The organism is Psychroserpens ponticola (genome assembly GCF_023556315.2).
Taxonomy (GTDB): Bacteria; Bacteroidota; Bacteroidia; order Flavobacteriales; family Flavobacteriaceae; genus Psychroserpens; species Psychroserpens ponticola.
Genome location: NZ_CP116221.1, coordinates 3,808,931 through 3,827,098, shown reverse-complemented (window position 1 = coordinate 3,827,098; position 18,168 = coordinate 3,808,931). Strand labels below are relative to the sequence as shown.

17 protein-coding genes and 1 tRNA gene are annotated in these 18,168 nt (G+C 32.1%); 9 read left to right on the top strand and 9 right to left on the bottom strand.

All coding sequences use genetic code 11. The features are described 5' to 3' along the window. Positions 1-68: 68 nt before the first annotated feature. The 5 genes from MUN68_RS16840 to mce form a co-directional block, all read right to left on the bottom strand. Positions 69-941, bottom strand: coding sequence for a hypothetical protein (locus tag MUN68_RS16840; RefSeq protein ID WP_272792386.1), 873 nt, complete (start codon positions 939-941; stop codon positions 69-71). 13 nt (positions 942-954) lie between these two features. Beyond that, positions 955-1,248, bottom strand: a complete 294-nt coding sequence (locus MUN68_RS16835; protein WP_249992753.1) for a helix-turn-helix transcriptional regulator — start codon at positions 1,246-1,248, stop codon at positions 955-957. Positions 1,249-1,361: 113 nt separating this feature from the next. Next, positions 1,362-2,216, bottom strand: coding sequence for a hypothetical protein (locus tag MUN68_RS16830; RefSeq protein ID WP_249992755.1), 855 nt, complete (start codon positions 2,214-2,216; stop codon positions 1,362-1,364). Positions 2,217-2,325: 109 nt separating this feature from the next. After that, a tRNA-Ile gene (locus MUN68_RS16825) sits at positions 2,326-2,399 on the bottom strand. Positions 2,400-2,456: 57 nt separating this feature from the next. Then, positions 2,457-2,861, bottom strand: coding sequence for a methylmalonyl-CoA epimerase (mce, locus tag MUN68_RS16820; RefSeq protein WP_249992757.1), 405 nt, complete (start codon positions 2,859-2,861; stop codon positions 2,457-2,459). A 187-nt stretch (positions 2,862-3,048) separates the two neighbouring features. Here mce and rbfA point away from each other — a divergent pair, with 187 nt between their 5' ends. Together rbfA and MUN68_RS16810 are read left to right on the top strand one after the other, a co-directional pair. Further along, positions 3,049-3,447, top strand: coding sequence for a 30S ribosome-binding factor RbfA (gene rbfA / locus MUN68_RS16815; protein ID WP_249992759.1), 399 nt, complete (start codon positions 3,049-3,051; stop codon positions 3,445-3,447). A gap of 24 nt (positions 3,448-3,471) precedes the next feature. After that, positions 3,472-4,677 (top strand): ABC transporter permease, encoded by a 1,206-nt coding sequence (locus tag MUN68_RS16810; RefSeq protein ID WP_249992761.1) that lies wholly within the window; start codon positions 3,472-3,474, stop codon positions 4,675-4,677. 106 nt (positions 4,678-4,783) lie between these two features. Here the strand turns inward: MUN68_RS16810 and dusB are convergent, their stop codons facing one another. Next, positions 4,784-5,779: a tRNA dihydrouridine synthase DusB gene (gene dusB / locus MUN68_RS16805; RefSeq protein ID WP_249992763.1), complete on the bottom strand. Its 996-nt coding sequence runs from the start codon at positions 5,777-5,779 to the stop codon at positions 4,784-4,786. Between the two features lie 192 nt (positions 5,780-5,971). Between dusB and MUN68_RS16800 the strand changes: the two genes are divergently transcribed. Genes MUN68_RS16800 through MUN68_RS16780 form a run of 5 tightly spaced genes read left to right on the top strand, consistent with a single transcriptional unit; the run spans position 5,972 to position 9,463 of the window. Beyond that, complete coding sequence (locus MUN68_RS16800; RefSeq protein ID WP_249992765.1) at positions 5,972-6,871, top strand: N-acetylmuramoyl-L-alanine amidase; 900 nt, start codon at positions 5,972-5,974, stop codon at positions 6,869-6,871. 50 nt (positions 6,872-6,921) lie between these two features. Beyond that, a complete protein-coding gene (locus MUN68_RS16795) occupies positions 6,922-7,665 on the top strand; it encodes a prolipoprotein diacylglyceryl transferase (RefSeq protein WP_249992767.1) in 744 nt (247 codons plus the stop codon). Beyond that, entirely contained in the window at positions 7,655-9,049 is a 1,395-nt protein-coding gene (locus MUN68_RS16790; protein ID WP_249992769.1) for a radical SAM protein, read from the top strand. The genes MUN68_RS16795 and MUN68_RS16790 overlap by 11 nt, the downstream gene beginning before the upstream one ends. Further along, on the top strand, positions 9,046-9,246 hold the full coding sequence (locus tag MUN68_RS16785) for a hypothetical protein (RefSeq protein ID WP_249992771.1): 201 nt from the start codon (positions 9,046-9,048) through the stop codon (positions 9,244-9,246). Before MUN68_RS16790 ends, MUN68_RS16785 begins: the two co-directional genes overlap by 4 nt. Positions 9,247-9,256: 10 nt before the next feature. Beyond that, positions 9,257-9,463, top strand: a complete 207-nt coding sequence (locus MUN68_RS16780; protein ID WP_249992773.1) for a hypothetical protein — start codon at positions 9,257-9,259, stop codon at positions 9,461-9,463. Between the two features lie 12 nt (positions 9,464-9,475). Here MUN68_RS16780 and MUN68_RS16775 read toward each other — a convergent pair whose 3' ends face one another. Next, positions 9,476-10,711, bottom strand: coding sequence for a M28 family peptidase (locus MUN68_RS16775; protein WP_249992775.1), 1,236 nt, complete (start codon positions 10,709-10,711; stop codon positions 9,476-9,478). An 88-nt stretch (positions 10,712-10,799) separates the two neighbouring features. Here MUN68_RS16775 and MUN68_RS16770 point away from each other — a divergent pair, with 88 nt between their 5' ends. Further along, entirely contained in the window at positions 10,800-11,912 is a 1,113-nt protein-coding gene (locus MUN68_RS16770; protein ID WP_249992777.1) for a TolB family protein, read from the top strand. 39 nt (positions 11,913-11,951) lie between these two features. Here the strand turns inward: MUN68_RS16770 and MUN68_RS16765 are convergent, their stop codons facing one another. Further along, on the bottom strand, positions 11,952-14,366 hold the full coding sequence (locus MUN68_RS16765; protein ID WP_249992779.1) for a TonB-dependent receptor domain-containing protein: 2,415 nt from the start codon (positions 14,364-14,366) through the stop codon (positions 11,952-11,954). A gap of 152 nt (positions 14,367-14,518) precedes the next feature. On the opposite strand from MUN68_RS16765, the gene lepA reads away from it, so the two are divergent. Then, positions 14,519-16,315 carry a translation elongation factor 4 gene (lepA, locus tag MUN68_RS16760; protein ID WP_249992781.1) on the top strand — a complete coding sequence of 599 codons (1,797 nt, stop codon included), beginning with the start codon at positions 14,519-14,521 and terminating at the stop codon, positions 16,313-16,315. Here the strand turns inward: lepA and MUN68_RS16755 are convergent. Further along, complete coding sequence (locus tag MUN68_RS16755; protein WP_249992782.1) at positions 16,312-18,159, bottom strand: cation:proton antiporter; 1,848 nt, start codon at positions 18,157-18,159, stop codon at positions 16,312-16,314. The two genes, lepA and MUN68_RS16755, sit on opposite strands and share 4 nt — an antisense overlap. Between the last annotated feature and the right edge of the window lie 9 nt (positions 18,160-18,168).

The following is an 18,168-nucleotide window of genomic DNA, read 5'->3' as shown; positions in this document are numbered from 1 at the left end:
TTTAAGTATGCGACATTTTCTCAACTATATATTACATATACTATAATGGTTGATAAAATGTCACATTATTAGTTGGAAATGAATACACTAAAAGCTTTCCTTAGTTCGCTTTCTAGATTTAGTTTTTCTTTATTTAGATTGTACTTAAGTATCAATGCATTGAATTTCGTCTTTTCTCTATACTTTGCTTTTCTGCCATTTCGGGTATTAAAAGACTCCCAATACCTGTTACTTAAATATTTCTCCAGTGATAGCTTATCTTTCCCCTTAACATTTTCATAATTATCTACAATAATTATCTCGTTAAACCTCAGCATAAAGAAATCAAATAGTAGTTTTAATTTTTCCTTTTTTTCTAAGTCATTTACGTTTAGAATCCCCATCTTTTTAAGTTCTAAACTCTTACTTAACGTAAGGTTTATACTTAAAAAATTTTCTAAACCAAGTTTCTTTTTACTTGCATAAATGCCAATAGTATAATTGGTGTATTCAAATTCCTTTAACTCTATGTTTTTCTTCTTCTTTTTGTTATGATTGTAATAATTTAATTTATGCATAAGAATGTTCATTTTTATTAAATCTTTTCCTGCAATTTTTGTTGGTACACTAAAGCCATAACTAATCTTAGATATTCTAGTTTCATCGGAATCAATCATATAACTTTTAAGGTTTTTGATAGCTTGTAAAGACTCCGAAAATGTTAAGTTTTTATATTGATGTATATATCTTCTAGAGATATGACGATAGATGTTCTTTTGATAACCAATTACAAATGCTCGATACCTATCTATTAAGGCTGAAATTCCATTTTGATAAGCAATTATAGGATAATTGATTTCTCCTGTTTTAATATCAATTACTCTTTTAACATTGTCAAAAACATTACTACTAGTAATAAAAGATTGATATTCTGATTTAGTTTTGTGGTATGATTTTATCATATCTATCATAACCTTAGTTCTCTAAAGGTTTAGACAAATAATCATCAATCTTTAAAGTACAATCATCATCAGTACTGACTCTACTGCCTGTTATCCATTGCTCTAATTCTGGACGCTTTAAATATATTTTCTTGCCACCAGGTTTATAATGAGGAATCTCCTTATTACTTGTCATTTTGTAAAGCCTAGAGGTTGATAACCCCAAGAACTCTGAAGCTTCTTCAATTGTTAAAATCTCTTTTTGCTGAATGTTTAGAGCTAAAAGAAGTTTTTTTATTTCTTTAATTTCATTTTGAATAAAATCCATAATTATAAATAAATTATGGATAGCCGACTATCCTTGTTAATGTTGAAACAAAGAAACTGCGAAGAAGACCTTACATTAGTTTACCATACCTTGACTGTATGGTAAAGCTATATTTATAGTGAAGAAATAATGGTGTCTATTCTATCTTTAGAAGCTGGATTATCTGACATAGCTTCTCTAGATTGTTTTAAGTTTTTTAAGTCATTTCCTTTATGGTCTCTAAAAACATATCTAATGAATTTATAGAGGTCATGTATTATATTTTTACTTAAAAACCCTTCCTTAATTAGCTCATCTAAGAAGTATAGTAATGAAGGCTTACTAACATAATTTTTATTCTTACCTGTAATTAGCCAATTAATACCTTCGTCTATTTCTTTTCCTGTAAAGGCATTAATAAACTCTTCTAGTGAACAAGAAATAACTGATGGTTTTTCATGAAGCTGTTTATATAAAGTTTTAATTTTAGATAATTGCTCTTCAGGTGTCTTTGCTATAAACACAAAGGAAGGTGTGTAAGAATAGTTTGTAGATTGTTTTGAATACTGGTCAATCAAGCTATCTAATTGCCCTAAATACAAGAGTAAAAAGGGAAATTCTTTACAAGCACTATTACTAAAAAGACCGTTTAGTTTTATTCTTAAAAAATCGGCATAAGCCCTAACTTCTTTTTTTTCAGAAAAGCGTTTCTGAAAACCTAACTCAATGAAGTCTTTAGCCCTTTTAACTTCCTGCTTAAGCTTTGATTTAGAAGAGTGTTCAAAAGAAAAAGTAATATACTCTGATGTTACTTCGTCATGATGAATGTTAAGGACTTTAATAATGTGATTTACATTATCTATTTCATCTGTATTATTAAAATACAATTCTTCAGTAATATTAGTATAAAACTTTTTTAGGTCTCTCTGTATTTCGTTTTCTAAATACCAATCAAAAAATGCTAAAGGGAATTCTGCTGTACTTTCCATAAATCAAAACTACTAAAAACCGTGTTTACAAAAAGAGAAATGTTTGACCTATGTTTGACCTCAATCCACAAAAAAAGCCTTACATCTCTGTAAGGCTTGGTTTTACTAGTGGTCCCACATGGACTCGAACCATGGACCACCTGATTATGAGTCAGGTGCTCTAACCAACTGAGCTATGGGACCAATAAGGCTGCAATATTACTACATATTTTAATACTCTACAAGAAATTTGTATCAATATTACTTATCAATATCTTGACACAACTCAATGAGAACGCCATTTGTTGCTTTTGGATGCAAAAAAGCGATGAGCTTATTGTCGGCTCCTCTCTTTGGTTGTTCATGAATCATTCTAAAACCTTCGCCTTTTAGGCGTTCAATTTCTGCTTTTATATCTTTAACTGCAAAGGCTATATGATGAATCCCTTCTCCTTTTTTTTCTATGAATTTTGCAATCGGACTTTCAGCATTAGTTGCTTGAAGTAATTCAATTTTATTTGGACCAACTTTAAAAAATGATGTTAAAACACCTTCGCTCTCAACGGCTTCAGTTTTATAATGTGTTTTATCAAATAGCTTTCCAAATAAATCATTTGAAGCCTCAATATTTTTAACCGCAATTCCAATATGTTCAATTTTTTTCATCTTCAATGGTCCGTAAAAACGAACTGTCTTTTAATTATATTGCCTCTTTTATCTATTCAAAGTTAACATATTCCTCAATTATCGCCTATTTTTGCAGTTCGAAACCAAAACTTGGTTCTATTATTGATAAAAGTCGTTATATTAGAATAACCTGATGATGAACTGATAATGACTTAAATTTAAGACAATGGAAGAATTAACCCAAAGACAAAAAAAAATTGGCGGACTTTTACAAAAAGATCTCGCAGATATATTACAAAAAGCAGCTACTGATGGTGGATTACGAGGTGTAATTATTTCAGTAAGCAAGGTAAATGTAACCACAGATTTATCTGTTGCCAAAGTATATCTCAGTGTCTTTCCTAATAATAAAGGAAAAGAATTAATTGAAGGGATTCGCTCAAATACGCCTTTAATTCGTCATGAAATGGCACAGCGCACAAAAAATCAATTGCGACGCATGCCTAATTTAGAGTTCTTTATTGATGATTCACTAGAATATATTGATGGTATAGAAAAATCATTAAAAGGTGAAGAAAATCCTATAAAAAATGAAGACCTTTTGGGTAGACGTAAAAAATCTTAACCGTCTATTTTCTAAATTAGAAAAATGAACTTCTCATTATACATAGCAAAACGTTACTTGTTTTCAAAAAGCAGTAATAATGCTATTAATATAATGACCATCATTGCTGCTTCAGGAACTATTATTGCTTCTGCAGCTCTATTTATTGTACTTTCTGGTTTTGGTGGTTTAAAAGAATTTAGTCTTAAATTTTCGTCTTATGTTGACCCAGATTTAAAAGCAGTTCCTGTTCAAGGCAAATCGTTTACACTTACCGAACAACAATTAGAAGCTCTAAATAAAATTCAAGCTATTGCTTCCTATTCTAAAATCATTGAAGAACGTGCGATTGTACAGTTCGATCAAAAACAACAAATAATTACATTAAAAGGCGTAGATGCTAACTACAAAAAAGTAACGTCAATAGACTCTATGATAATGTATGGTCGATGGCTTGAAGATGGCACATCTCAAATCGTTTCTGGAGGCGGAATTTCAAATCAATTATCCTTTGGTGTTTTAGACATGTCTAAAAGCCTTACTATTTCTGTGCCTAAACCAGGAAAGGGACAAATCACCTCTGTAAAAGGGGCTTTTAATACTGTTAAGGTGTTTAATATTGGTGTGTTTAACATCAACGAAACACTAAATTACGAATACATTTATGCAGATTTAAAAACCGTAAAGCAACTCCTAAATTATAACGACAATCAGCTTTCTGCCTTAGAGTTTAAACTACAACCTAATGCTAATGAATCTGAAGTTTCTAAAACATTGCAATCTATCTTAGGAAATACCATTCAAGTTAAAAACAGAACACAACTCAATGATGCGCTTTATAAAATGTTGAATACCGAAAATGTAGCGGTTTATCTCATTTTCACCTTAGTCATCATCATTGCTTTATTTAATGTGATTGGTGCATTAATTATGATGATTCTAGATAAAAAGGAATCGCTTCACACACTTTTTAATTTAGGTGCAACCACAAAAGAAATCAGACGTATTTTCTTTCTTCAAGGAAGTTTAATGACGATTCTTGGTGGAATTATCGGACTCATATTAGGCTTCATTATCGTGTTTTTGCAACAGCAATTTTCTTTGGTTATGATTATTCCTTCAGAGCCTTATCCTGTGGTTATTAAAGCCATTAATTTTATACTCGTTTTGGTTACTATTACCATACTGGGCTTGTTGGCATCAAAGTTGGCATCGCAACGTATTACTAAAAGTTTAGTGAAATCTAATTAAAATTATTTGGGCAAGTTGCTTAGGCAAACAGGCTCTCACAACTCGCTTCTAGACAAAAAAGTCTAGAGAGCTCAAACAGATTGTTCCATCCTTCTTGCAAAAACTACTAAGTAGCAAATTGAAACCCTGAAAATTTATCTAACACCTCATCAAAAGCAGCAAATACATCTTTTGAATCATCACTAGTCACCATTTTCATTCGGTGTTCCTTGAAATTTGGAATTCCTTTAAAGTAGTTTGTGTAATGTCTTCTAGTTTCAAAAACACCTAACCGTTCGCCTTTCCAATCAATAGACATTTGCAAATGACGTCTCGCTGCATCCACACGTTCTCCCATCGAAATTGGAGCTAAATGTACTCCTGTTTCAAAATAGTGTTTTACTTGTTTAAAAAACCACGGATTTCCAATTGTTGCACGACCAATCATACAACCATCTAAACCATAACTATCTCTCATTTCCGCAGCGCGTTCAGGCGTAGTAACATCGCCATTTCCAAATACAGGAATGTGCATTCTCGGATTGTTTTTTACAGCTGAAATAGGTTTCCAATCGGCATCACCTTTATACATTTGAGCACGTGTTCTTCCGTGAATAGAAATCGCTTTACAACCTACATCTTGCAAACGCTCTGCAACCTCAACAATTTTTATTGAATCGTGATCCCAACCCAATCGAGTTTTTACAGTTACAGGTAGATTGGTACGTTTCACCATTTCAGCAGTCAGTTCTTCCATCAAACAAATGTCTTTCAGGATTCCTGCTCCTGCGCCTTTACTCACCACTTTCTTCACTGGACATCCAAAATTGATATCGATAATATCTGGATTCGATTTTTCAACAATATCAATGGTTTGCAACATGCTTTCCATATTAGCTCCAAAAATCTGAATCCCTACAGGGCGTTCTTTTTCATAAATATCAAGCTTCATGACGCTTTTAGCAGCATCACGAATCAAGCCTTCACTAGAAATAAACTCAGTGTACACAACATCTGCGCCTTGCTCCTTGCACAATGCTCTAAATGGAGGATCGCTAACGTCTTCCATAGGAGCTAAAAGTAATGGGAAATCTGGAAGTTCTATGTCACCTATTTTTACCAAACTCGATTTATTTTGCGCAAAATTAGGCTTTTTTGTTAAAAGACTAGAATTGAGTTGTGACGTTTTACATTTATGAAGTTAAATCGAAAACGGAATTTAAAAAATATATGTAGAAATTAAAAACCCTAGAGTCATATTAATAATGAACTTAATTTTTTAATTTTTAGTACCTTATAGTGCTAAAATCCTTTTATGAAAAGTTATTTAATAGGTGTTTTTAAAAACGCTTCCGATTTTGAAACCAAACAAGGTGTAATTAAATTGACTTCTGCTAAACTACAATCGCCAAATAATCCTGCCAATTTTCCTTTTGAAGACGCTAGAGAATATGAAGGTCATCTTGCAATTGTTAGTGGCTTTTTTCAAAACAACACCCTTTTTGAAAGTCAACTTATAGAAATATCGCCAAGTTGGATTTCAGAAATCCTAGTCCAGATGCTAAAAAGTGGAGATACAACTTGGGATGTTCTTATTCGCCAACTAACTATATCTAAAGATATTGTTATTGGACCTGTTCCTGTTCCGTCTGCAAATCCAAGTATAAAACCTTTATGTGTATTAGTGGTTGGCCATAGAAAAAGTCAGAAAGGCGCACGCATGATGATAAACAATATTTTTGAATTCGATTTTAATTCAGAAATTGCTCAAGCCGTTAAACAACAAGTCACTAAAGCAAATGTGAAAATTGTTTTCAGAGATGATAATAATCAAGGTTATACACATTTACCAGCAAAAATAAATGCGCTACAACCAAAATTTATAGTAAGCTTACACTTCAATGCGGCTGGTCATAAAAGTGCTAATGGGACTGAAATGCTTTATTATCATAGTTCTAAAAATGGGCATAGTATGGCATTAATAATGCAAAGACAAGTGTTAGCGTCCTTAGGCTTAAGAAATCGTTATACTAAAAAAGTAAAAGCCACAGAACGTGGTGGACATTTATTAAAATATACAGCTGCTCCATGTATTATTACTGAACCTTTTTTTGGAACAAATGACCTAGATGAGCTTACAGCAATCACTAAAAAACGAGATCTTATTAATGCATACGTTTCTGGTATTGATGAAATTGTAACGAGCATGTTTTAAGTGGTCTAAAACTTCTATAATAACAGTATATTTAAATCAAAAATAAGCCATTGCAAATTCCTTTCGATACAGAACTCTTCGGTATTTCTATAAATATCCATTTGGTTTTAGAGTATCTTGCTTTTTTTATTGCCTTTAGATATTATGTAATTCTAAGACGAAAATCTGAAGACCACATCACGTCTGGTAATCGATTATCTATTATTCTTGGTGCTGCTTTAGGTGCTTTAGTTGGATCTAGATTAATTGGAGTGCTAGAAAACCCGTTAGTAGATTTTTCCCAAGAAAATTTAATCCAACTCCTAAACACCAAAACAATTATGGGTGGATTATTTGGTGGATTGCTTGGTGTTGAACTTGCTAAAAAAATAATTGGCGAGCAATCTTCTTCTGGTGATCTCTTTGTGTTTCCTATTATTCTCGGCATTTTTATTGGTCGTATCGGTTGTTTCTTGTCTGGCATAAAAGAATTTACCTATGGAAAAGAAACAGCCTCATTTTTTGGAATGGATTTAGGCGACGGATTGCTTCGGCATCCAACCTCACTTTACGAATTGATATTCTTAGTCATTCTGTTTTTTGGATTAAAACAATTTCAGAACAAAATAGACTTAAAAAACGGAGAGTTATTTAAGGTTTTTATGGTATCTTATTTCGGATTTAGATTTTGTATTGAATACATAAAACCTAATGTGTTTTATGTATTCGGATTAAGTACTATTCAACTTTTATGTGTAATTTGTTGGTTGTATTATTCAAAATTCATTCTTCAAAAATTAGCTAATGCCAGTTAGAAAATATACCTATTACGATTTTACATTAAGCCTTTGTCCAGAATGTTTACGGCGTGTAGATGCTAAAATCGTATTTGAAAACGGAAATGTTTATATGCTTAAACGTTGCAATGAACATGGCAATAGTAAGGTCTTAATTGCTGATGATATTGAGTACTACAAAAACATTAGAAATTACAACAAACCAAGTGAAACGCCTTATACATTTAATACCAAAACCCATTATGGTTGTCCTTACGATTGTGGTTTGTGTCCAGATCATGAACAGCATAGCTGCCTAACGGTTGTTGAGGTCACAGATCGCTGTAATTTGACCTGTCCAACGTGTTATGCTGGATCATCACCAACCTACGGAAGACATCGTACTTTAGAAGAGGTTAAAGCAATGTTAGACACCATTGTTAAAAATGAAAAGGAGCCAGATGTTGTTCAACTTTCTGGAGGAGAACCAACGATTCATCCTCAGTTTTGGGAGATTATGGATTATGCGAAATCATTACCTATTCGGCATTTGATGCTCAATACCAACGGCATTAAAATTGCTAAAGATTTTGCTTTTGCAGAGCGACTTAAAACCTATACACCAGATTTTGAAATTTACCTTCAGTTTGATTCCTTTGAAAATAGTGTTTTACAAGAATTGCGTGGTGCAGATTTGAATGCAATTCGAAAGCAAGCACTAGATAACTTGAATAAATTAAACCTTTCAACAACTTTAGTGGTCACGCTTCAAAAAGGGTTAAATGACAATGAAATAGGAAAGATTATCAACTATGCTTTGAAGCAAAAATGTATTCGAGGTGTTACGTTTCAGCCTACGCAAATTGCAGGTCGTTTAGATAATTTCAATCCAGAAACCGATCGAATGACGCTTACCGAAGTACGACGAAAAATCATGGAACAAACCGATATTTTCAACTCAGACGATTTACTTCCTGTACCATGTAATCCTGATGCTTTAGTGATGGGTTATGCTTTAAAATTAGATGAAGAAGTATTTCCATTAACACGATATATCAATCCGAATGATTTATTAGATAATAGTAAAAACACAATTATTTATGAGCAGGACGAGCAACTTCACGGAAAGATGATTGAACTATTTAGTACAGGAAATTCCGTAGAAAAAGCTGAAGAGAATTTAAAATCCATTATGTGTTGCTTGCCAAATATTGATGCACCAGAATTGGGTTATGATAATTTATTCCGTATTATTATAATGCAATTTATTGATGCTTATAACTTTGATGTGCGAGCTATCAAGAAATCTTGTGTTCATATTGTGGATAAGGATAATAAAATCATTCCTTTTGAAACGATGAATTTGTTTTATCGCGATGATAAAAAAGAGCGTTTAGAGGAACTTCGAAATCAAATACTATGAATTATTTAATTTATGGAAGCGGTTGGGAATCATTTATTGTTATAATGGTTTTGTTTGGAGTTATTGTTCCGCTTATTCTTTTTCTTATTGGTTTAATTCAAATAGGCAAGAATAAAAAGAAAGGTCAATTAATTTTAATCATCGCTACTATATATTCAATTATAAGCTTTGGTGTTTGCGGAGGCTTCGGATTTTAAACTATAAACTATGATGTTATTAAGTCCAAATATGAATCTCGACGGATTATTTACCATGATTATACTAATCATGTTTGGTCCTGCAATTCTATTAGCAATAATTGGTACTTTCGTTTTTAAAAAAAACAAAAAGGCCGCAAAAGTCTTATTTATTTTGGCAGTGGTTTACTTGATTATTAGTCTTGGTATTTGTGGAGCGCTTATTGCTGGTTTTTAGAAAAAACCAAGTTTAAAATTCAATATCAGCTTCCACCTCATCATCACCTCGTTTAACTTTTACTTTCGTTTTGTCTCCAGTATCAAAAGTAGATAATGCTCTCATGTAACTCATCATGTCTGTCACCAAACTATCACCTAATTTCACAACAATATCTCCTTTTTGAAGTCCTGCTTTTTGAGCTGGTTTGTCTTCGCTTATACCATCGATTCGCAATCCTCCTCCATCGTATAAATAATCTGGTATCACACCTAAGCCAACTTTAAATCGTGGTACTTCTTCGCTTTCATTTTTAGTTTTTCTAAACGGCAACTTTCCATTATCATCAAGATCAGAAATGATGTCAAAAATATATGTCGCAATGGTATTCATGCCTTCATAATTCAACTTTTCAGTATCGTCTCCAGGTTTGTGATAATCTTCATGTTGACCAGTAAAAAAATGCAATACAGGAATGTCGCTATTATAAAACGATGTGTGATCGCTTGGACCAACTCCAGATTCTTTTTCAATAATGTTAAACTTTGAGTTATTTGCTTTTACAACGTGTTTTAAAATAGGCGAAGTCCCAACACCATAAACAGCCAAAGTACTGTCTTGTTTCAAACGTCCAACCATGTCCATATTTATCATATAATTCGCTTTTGATAAATCGATTGTTGGATTTTTCGTAAAGTAATTAGAACCTAACAATCCCATTTCCTCTCCCGAAAACGCCATGAATAAATAGTTGTTACCTGTATTCTTTTCTTTAAGAGTCATGGCTAAATTTAAAAGCACAGCGACTCCACTTGCATTATCATCTGCTCCATTATGAATTTCTTGAGATTCACCTCTAAACAATGATCCTTCTGCTCCATAACCTAAATGGTCGTAATGTGCTCCTATAATGATGGTGTTTTCGGCTTTATTATTAAGAAATGCGATAACATTAGTTCCTGTGATTGTGCTATCTCCATCTTTAACCGTATAATTAACCTCTTGATGTGGATCTGTTTTAGGTTTAAAAGAAAATGTTTGAAAATAATCTTTAGTGCCTTTAGCCTCTAATCCTAAACTTTGAAAGCGTGATGCAATATATGCTGCTGCTGCTTTCTCTCCATCAGTTCCAGTTTGCCTGCCTTCTAACTTATCATCAGCTAAAAAAGTAACATCTTCTTTGATGGTTACTGGAGTCTGTTTTTCTTCAGAATTGGTTTTACATGCTACAAACAGCATCAAAAAAAGTATAAATAATAAGTTTTTCATCTTATGAAGTCTTAATTTTGAACAAATTTAGTTAATATTCTAATCAAACCTATAAGGTTTTAAAAACCTTGCAGGATAAAATCTAAATATGAAATATCTATACGTTTTAGTTTTCTGCGTTTTAATTTTTAATTGCAAAAACGACAAAAAAACAAATTTAGAATCTGAAAAAGATGCTCAAATACAAACTGTAGAAACTACAAAAGACAGTTTGATTTATCCTGAAGAAAAACATTTTAAATCCATTCGTCAAGTGACTTTTGGTGGAGATAATGCGGAAGCCTATTGGAGTTTTGATGACAAACAACTTGTATTTCAATCTAATTATAAGGCCTGGAATGTTGGTTGTGATCAAATGTTTTTAATGAATGCTGATGACTCCTTTAAAGAGAGTATACCTCCAATGGTAAGTACTGGAAAAGGAAGAACCACCTGTGCTTATTTTTTACCTGACAATAAGCATATCATTTATGCGTCTACACATTTAAAACAAGATAAATGTCCAGACACACCTTTGCGTAAAAACGGAAAATACATCTGGCCAATCTACGACAGTTATGATATTTTTGTGGCAGATTTAGAGGGTAATATTGTAAAGCAGTTAACGAATGAAGTTGGCTATGATGCAGAACCAACAGTCTCTCCAAAAGGCGATAAAATTGTATTTACCTCAACAAGAAGTGGCGATTTAGAATTGTACACAATGAATATTGATGGTAGTGATGTAAAGCAAATTACTCATGAATTAGGTTATGATGGTGGTGCTTTCTTTTCTCCAGATGGCACTAAATTAATTTTCCGTTCATCTCGTCCTAAAACTAAAAAAGAAATCAAAGATTATAAAGATTTATTAGCTGAAGGTTTGGTTGAACCAACAGAAATGGAATTATACATTTGCAATGCAGATGGTAGTGACTTGCGTCAGCTAACCGATTTAGGAAATGCGAATTGGAGTCCGTTTTTTCATCCATCAGGAAATAAAGTTTTATTCTCATCAAACTTTGAAGCTGAGCGTGGATTCCCCTTCAATTTATACTTAATTGATTTAGATGGGAAAAATCTAGAGCGTGTCACGCATGGCGAAACTTTTGATGCGTTTCCTGTGTTTTCTAATGATGGGAAATATTTAGCCTTCTCGTCTAATAGAAATAATGGAGGCGGAAGAGATACGAATCTATTTATTGCTGAATGGCAAGATTGATAGATTCTTCCTTATTTTGGATGGACATAAAAAGATGAATTATTTTGTTTTCTTTTCTAAACGATCTCGTTCTTCGGTATCAATAGCACGAGCATTACTGTTTAGTTTTGTATTTCCGAATTTATATCTAAAACCTAGTCTGATATAACGATTATCAATATCGACAAATTGTCTATTAGACTGATTTTGGTATTTAGTAGACAAATCATAATCATGCATATTGAATAAATCACTTACAGAAAGTGATATGATGCCCTTTTTATTTAAAATAGATTTTGAAACAGCAAATTCAGAAAACAATCGGTTGTCAACAACTTGAAAACCTTGTAAATTTTTCCCAACCCAAGTTAAGACAAAGCTAATATTTAAGCTATTGTCTTTTAATAATGTAAAATCATTTTGTAATTCAGAATAATTAGACCATTGGTCTTGGGTTACAAAACCTTGTCCAAAATCTGTTTCTTCTTCTAAATTATAAAACGAGGTCACAGCATAAACTGACCATCGATTTGTAAGATCAAAATTCGTGATAAAATCAAAACCAAATTCTACTGTTTTATCAAAATTTACTGAAATGTATTCAATATCATTTGTGTTGTTATTTTGTCTAGGTACTTCAGAAATTGCGCCATCAAAATTTTGATAATACGCTTCAAATGTAAAGTAATCGGTAATGTTTGTTCCCACTTTGATATGATCTGTAAACGTTGGTTGTAAAAATGGGTTTCCCGAAACCACATAATTATCATTTAAGAAAAATTGAAACGGATTTAAAGCCGCATAACTTGGTCGAGCAATACTTCGTTTGTAGTTGACATATACATTATAATTATCCGAAATACTGTATTGCAAACTAGCGTTTGGAAACCATTCAAAATAGTCTTGTGTATTGCTAATATTTGTTAATGGTGAATTGCCTTTAATGTTAGTCTGTTCAACACGTAATCCTGCATTAACACTCCATTTTTCGATACTCATATCATAGTTAACATAAGCAGCGAAAATAGTTTCGTCGTAATTAAAAGCATCAGAATTTAAAGCATCAATAGTTTCATTTCCTGTATTAAGATCTACATCAAACTGTGTGATATCACTTTCTGCATTTGTTCTAGAAAACTTAAGTCCTGTTTCAAAATTTGAGGAGTCATCTATAGGTAAACTATAATCTATTTTTCCAGCAAAAATATTAGTGTCTTGATTGTTATTTGTGTTAAAAGCACTTGCATTTAGAAACGAATTATTTATGTCAAAAGCGTTACTGATTACACTTTGGTTTCTTTCATAATTATAAGTTGTATAATGTGCATTTACAGCTAATTCTCCTTTTGTAAAACTGTGACTAAAATCGATATCAAAAGCCAAGTTATACTTATTATCTCTCGATAAATTATCTGCAGTAAATCGAGATAAAAAATCACCATTAACATCACTAATTATGTTATTACTTGCAATTTTGTATTTAAAATATGGAATATATAAAGCGTTTGAAGATACACTTAATGTACTACTTTCGTTAATGAAGTAATCAAAATTAGCATTGATATTATGGGTTTCAGACCATGTATTTCTATTAGATAATGATTGCCAGCTTTGATTAAGTAGATTAGAATTATTTAGAAAATTAACCGTGTCATCACCATCTCTATTAACTTTGTCTTTAGAATAACTATAATTCACATTAAGACTAATGTCTTCGTTTTTAAAAAAATGACTAGTTCCTGCAGTATAATTTGGAAAAACACCTTGTGTATAGTTCGCAAAAACACTTCCTCTATATCCTGTAATGAGGTTCTTACTCATTACAATGTTTATGACCACTCCACTTTCTGCGTCATACCTCGCTGAAGGGTTTGTAATCACTTCAACAGATTTTATTGCATTTGCAGAAGATCCAGTTAATAATTGATTTAAATCTTCGGAAGATAAATTGACTTTCCGATTGTTAATATAAACTGTTGGGTTAGTGTTTTTAACTGTAATTTCATCACCAATAACTAAAACACCTGGTGTGCTTTTTAAGACTTGAAGCATATTTCCTTCAACTAGCGCAGTCTTTTCAATATTGAATACCAATCGGTCAGCTTCCCGTTTTATGGTTGGTTTCTTAACCAAAATACTCACCTCATCTAAGCTTTCTGAAACTTGATTAAGTTCAATTATTCTCAAATCTAAATGACCTGTAAGTACTATCTTTTGATTAAAATCTTCAAAACCTATATAACTTATTTTTAATATGTAAGTGTTAGGTGCTAAATTAATAAGATTAAAAAAACCATTATCATCCGTTGAAATCCCTTTTAAAATTTCGCTCTCATCTTCATTTAATATAATAACGTTAGCGAATTCAATTGGGTTCTTATCGATGTCAATTATAGTTCCAGAAACAGATAGGCTCTGTCCATAGCTCAAGAGTGAGCATAACAATATGAACGTAAAATTGAGTAGGGATTTCAAATTTAATTAGGGTTTTGAATTGCAATATAACATTTGTTTTTAAATCCAAATTACTGATTTTCCATACTTCTTATGGTTTTGTAAACATTTATGCCTTTTTATGCGTTAGAAATCAATTATATTTGCAGCATCTTTTAAAGGAGATTTGATTTATGAAGTATATCAGAAATTTTTGCATTATTGCACATATTGACCACGGAAAAAGTACATTAGCAGATCGTTTACTCGATTTTACTGGTGCAGTTACAGCACGTGAAAAACAAGACCAGCTTTTAGATAGTATGGATTTGGAACGTGAACGTGGTATCACTATTAAATCACATGCCATTCAAATGGAATATACATTTGAAGGTCAAGAATATGTACTTAATCTTATTGATACTCCTGGTCACGTTGATTTTTCTTATGAAGTATCACGCTCTATTGCTGCCTGTGAAGGTGCTTTATTGATTGTAGATGCTGCTCAAAGTATACAAGCGCAAACTATTTCTAACCTATATCTTGCTTTAGAAAATGATTTAGAAATTATTCCAGTACTAAACAAAGTTGATTTACCTAGTGCGAATCCAGAAGAAGTTACAGATGATATCGTTGACCTTTTAGGTTGTGATCCTGAAGAGGTCATTCACGCAAGTGGAAAAACGGGTTTTGGTGTAGATAATATTTTAAAAGCAATTATTGAACGTGTTCCAGCTCCAAAAGGAGATCCTGATGCACCATTACAAGCCTTGATTTTTGATTCGGTTTACAATACATTTAGAGGAATTGAAACCTATTTTAGAGTTTTTAATGGTGAAATTAAAAAAGGACAAAAAATTAAATTTGTCGCTACAGATAAAGAATATTTTGCTGATGAAGTTGGTACCTTAAAATTAAATCAGGTTGCTAAAAAAAGTGTTAAAGCTGGTGATGTTGGTTATTTAATAACAGGAATTAAAACCGCTAAAGAAGTAAAAGTTGGTGATACCATCACCGATTTTGCAAATCCAACAACCAATATCGTTGAAGGGTTTGAAGATGTAAAACCTATGGTATTTGCTGGTATTTATCCTGTAGACACTGAAGACTATGAAGAGCTTCGTAACTCAATGGAAAAACTTCAATTGAATGATGCCTCTTTAGTATTTCAACCAGAAAGTTCGGCAGCTTTAGGTTTTGGTTTCCGTTGTGGATTCTTAGGAATGCTTCACATGGAAATTATTCAAGAACGTTTAGAGCGGGAATTTGACATGACTGTTATAACTACAGTTCCTAACGTGTCGTATCATGCTTACACAAATAAAAATCCAGATGAAGCTTTTATTGTAAATAATCCTTCCGATTTACCTGAGCCTACAACTGTAAATCGTGTTGAAGAGCCGTTTATTAAAGCGACTATTATAACAAAAGCAGATTTTGTTGGAAATGTCATGTCGCTTTGTATCGAGAAACGTGGAATGGTTTTAAATCAAACTTATTTAACAACAGAACGTGTTGAATTAACTTTTGAAATGCCACTTGCAGAAATTGTTTTCGATTTTTATGATCGTCTTAAAACAGTATCTAAGGGCTATGCTTCTTTTGATTATTCGCCTATTGGAATGAAAGTTTCTAAATTGGTTCGATTAGATATTTTATTAAATGCACAAACCGTAGATGCACTATCTGCTTTAATTCATACAGATAATGCACAAAACATTGGGAAGAAAATGTGTGAAAAACTAAAAGAACTTATCCCAAGACAACAGTTTGATATTCCTATTCAAGCAGCAATTGGTGCTAAAATAATTTCTAGAGAAACAATTAAAGCCTTGCGTAAAGATGTAACTGCAAAATGTTATGGTGGAGATATTTCACGTAAACGTAAGCTTTTAGAGAAACAGAAAAAAGGTAAAAAACGCATGCGTCAAGTAGGAAATGTTGAAATTCCACAGCAAGCATTTATGGCTGTTTTGAAGTTGAATGATTAATCTTCATTTGCAACCGCTTCAACATCAAATGGCTTTCCTAAATAAACTAATTTACATTTTTCTCCAATACTATCAACATTAGTATTATAAGATGAAATGATGTGGAGTTCGGAATCATCATCTTTTAAAAATAAAGGAATCATGTCTTTATCACTATTTGTGATTTCAATCAGACTATCATAATGCTCCTTATTATTAATTTCTATTTCTTGTATAGAAGGGAATTTGCGTGTAACTTCTGTTAATCGACTATAATCATCAGTATGTGAAAACAAACCTTCTTTAGGATTGTTTTCAGAGTTGTTCATTTCATCCGTTGTAACCAATCTAAAAGAACCATTTTCTCCAAACTGTTTACTAAATTTATTAATTGCATACTTATTAATGTCTGAATTACCTGTCATTGCCATTAAATATCCAACAGCATTCAATTCAATATTATCAGTCAATGTCTCCGAATAAATATTAGTACTCAAAGCTTCTAAACCTAATTCTTTTGCTTTAGCTATATTATTTTGGTTGCTATCTATTAACACTACATGTCTACCATTTGACTCTAAATAGTGTCCTAATAATCGAGATACTTTTGAGGCTCCAATAATTAAAATTCCATCAGATTTTGTTAAAAACACACCAACTACCTTAGCAAATAAACGCGCTGTAGTCGCATTTAATAATACGGTTCCTAAAACAATCACAAACACTAATGGTGTTATATATTCGGCTCCAGCGACACCTTTACTTGCTAGTTTAAGACCAAAAAGTGAAGCAATACCAGCTGCTACAATACCACGAGGACCAACCCAACTTATAAATAACTTTTCATTTAGTTTTAGCTTTGATCCATATGTACTTAAAAACACTCCAAAAGGTCTTATGATAAAAACTACAGCTGCAAAAAGCAACGCGGTTTTCCAGTTATAAATTAATAATAATTCATCAAAATTAATATTAGCGGCTAGTAAAATAAAAAGTATTGAAATAAGTAATACACTAAGTGATTCTTTAAAATATAAAATGTCTTTTAAAAATGGAGAATTGGAATTCCCTAAAACCATTCCCATTACTACAACGGCTAACAAACCAGACTCATGAGCAAAGGTGTCAGACAATACAAAAACACCTAATACCGCAGCTAATGAAAATACGTTCATTAAATAATGTGGAACTAACTTTCTGTTCAGAATAAAATTAAGTGCATGGGCAAATGTGAATCCAAATGTAGAACCAAACAATACTATTTTACCAAATTCAATAAGTGCTGTTTTAGTAAATTCTCCTCCTGCATCAACACTAATAAATTCATAAACTAATACGGCAACTAATGCTCCAATTGGGTCAATTAAAATACCTTCCCATTTCAAAACCGCAGACACGTCTTTTTTAAGAGGAATATTTCTTAGAATTGGCGTAATTACTGTAGGTCCAGTAACAATAATTAAACCTGAAAATAAAAATGAAATCTCCCAACTCAAATTAAAAATAAAATGAGCAGCAACTGCTGCGCCAAAAAAAGTTACAATAGATCCAACTGTAATGAGCTTAGAAATTACAGGTCCGACATTCTTAATTTCACTAAGTTTTAATGTAAGTCCACCTTCAAAAAGAATAATACTAATCGCTAATGAAACGAAATAAAACAAGCTTTCTCCAGGAAACAAGCCTTCTTTTCCATTCCAAATCGGCTCAACCCATTTGGTACCGTCTTCTGAAAGAAATTCTGCAGCAATTGGTCCTACTAAAAGTCCAATTAAAATCAAAGGTAAAATAGCAGGTATTTTAAATTTCCAAGCAACCCATTGAGCTAATATACCAAGGATGATAATTCCGGCTAATTCTAACATATATCTAAA